Consider the following 2434-nt stretch of genomic DNA (forward strand, 5'->3'; position numbering starts at 1 on the left):
TGTAGGCTCGGCTGTCGGCGCCATGCCACCTTACGGTGGTAGGTTTCCGACAGCCTGCCTCCGAACCGTACGTACACGTCTCCATGTATACGGCTCTCCGCCCATAACGGCATTTTAGCTATTCTCCGCATGAATCATGTTATGACATTCTGCACAGACGATTAAAGATTTTCTATGCATTTTGAGCATTTTACGTTCCCATTCGGTTTTGCCTCTTAATTCTGAGAGTTTCCTGACGTGGTGTGACACAACATTTCCTTCTTTTCCGCACAACTCACACTTATTTGCAGTCAGTCTTTCGACCAGACTCATAGATGGAGTGTTGAACAGGTAGGGCAAGTTATCACATTTTTGAGTTCCCAATTCGGTAATACGCTTGAAGCCCTCATTGTAAAACACCCTTGGTTTGCGTTCGCCTTTCTTGTCCGTATACCACACCACAAATTTATCATCTTCACGATACTTGTTTGTTATGGTTCTGACGGAACTGTTAAGTTTTTGCGCAAATGTCTTTAGCATACTGAACCTCATGATACATCCAAATGAACGTCCAAGTGCCGATGCATTGTTTGCAATGGAGTAGTAGTTGTAGAATCCTCTGATTTCTGTGTTGAAACGTGCTACTATATCTTGTGGCTCATTGTCTATCAGGTATGTTCTACCTTTAGAACTCCACACTTCTTTGCCATTTCGTGTTTTCACATTCATGGCTTCAAGACTCAGTAGCTTCTTCTTTATTACTTCTCGTGATACGTGTAGTATCACATTACCATTACGATGTCTACGAGTTTCTCCTCTTGCATTTTTCTGCGTTGTGTAATCTTTACGGACTGATATTTCATAGCCGAGAAATTTTGCACTGTCTTGTGCGTTGGTTATCAAGGTCTTTTCTTGCGACATCTCCAACTTTAGCTTTTCTTGCATAAATTGTGTAACATCCGCCTTGATTTTCTCGCACTCTGCTTTATTTCCAATGACCCCTATAAGGAAATCATCAGCGTAGCGTACATAATTCAATCTACGGAAATTCTCATCCATATCGTTACCGCTCGGCATAGTCAGTATTTGCTGTTGCTTATTACGAACTTCCTCTCGCATTGCTTCCAATTTATCAACGTCCGTCACCTCCTTCATTCTCTTCTTTAGATAGTGAACTCGATTGTTCAGTCTGCCGATATCCTTGTTGCGGTGTCTAACTTTACCCTTATGGAAATCTTGTGCATACTTCTTCATATACTTATCGAACTTGTCCAAGTAGATATTAGCCAGTATTGGACTGATAATTCCACCTTGAGGCGTACCCGAATAAGTTCTATTGAAGTGCCATTCTTCCAAATATCCAGCGTTGAGAAATTTACGTATTAACCGAAGGAAACGCTCGTCAGATATGCGTTCCCTCAGAATTTCTATCATCACGCCATGGTTGATATTGTCAAAGAAACCTTTTATGTCTCCCTCAATGAACCACTTTGTTCCGTTGAAATTATTCTGTAGACTCTTAAGTGCCGTGTGGCAGCTTTTGTGTGGTCTGAAACCATGTGAAGTCCGTTCAAAATATCCTTCGTATATGGCTTCGAGAACCATTCTCACTACCTCTTGCACTAATTTATCTGCAAACGTAGGGATACCGAGCGGACGTAACTTTCCGCTCTTCTTCGGTATGTAAACCCTCTTTGCCGGTTTAGGCCTATAGACTTCGCTTTTGAGACTGTCTATTAATGCGTGTATCTTGTCAATGCTCATGCCGTCCTCCGTCTGTCCATCAGTACCGGGTGTCATATTGCCTGGTTTTGCATGAATGCGCTGATATGCGACTAAGAACATCTGCTCATTGAACAGAATACGATAGAGTCGTTCGTATTTGTAACCTGACTCGTTGCTGTGTTCAGCTAAAATGTTTAATACTTGCTCGGGATTTCTCATACGTCTCTCACGTTTTCCTTTGTTTGTACTAAAGTTATGGACTGTTCCCCTTCGCCATGTACAAGCCGTTAACTTGCTCGGACTACTATGGGAACTCCGTTGCCATATCAGATATTCAGAGACCAGCTCTCATAGCCTTTGAGGCGTTCTGACTTAGGCAATCCCCAGTTAGTTTCACTTGATAACTATTAGCGTGACATATTGTCGGATGCGACTTTCGTTCTTGTCCGCTTATTGCGGCTGTGTCATAGTCGGTTCTTAATGCTCTGCACTAACGCACAAAATAGCCAGAGTACTATGAAATAGCGTATATAAAAGCCTTCCGCTATTGCAAGATGTGGTACCACCGAACTATCGTTCAACCAATCAAGGCTTCATCCTTGTATATGTCGTTTCGTCTTGCCCTTCAGTCGCTACTTGGCTATTAGTAGACTCAGGGCTTTAATCAGCATGCTACACTCCCCGTTAGGTTTCCCCGTCGGATAAGCTGATTGACGATAGGATTATATTG

Annotated in this window: 1 protein-coding gene; it reads right to left on the bottom strand. The window is 42.6% G+C overall.

Translation table 11 applies throughout. The features are described 5' to 3' along the window. Nucleotides 1–114: 114 nt before the first annotated feature. The gene (locus Q3C19_RS18060; protein ID WP_302731219.1) at nucleotides 115–1923 is read right to left on the bottom strand and encodes a reverse transcriptase/maturase family protein; all 1809 of its coding nucleotides are present in this window, start codon (nucleotides 1921–1923) and stop codon (nucleotides 115–117) included. Nucleotides 1924–2434: the final 511 nt, after the last annotated feature.

The organism is Bacteroides sp. ET489 (assembly GCF_030518095.1).
GTDB lineage: Bacteria > Bacteroidota > Bacteroidia > Bacteroidales > Bacteroidaceae > Bacteroides > Bacteroides ndongoniae.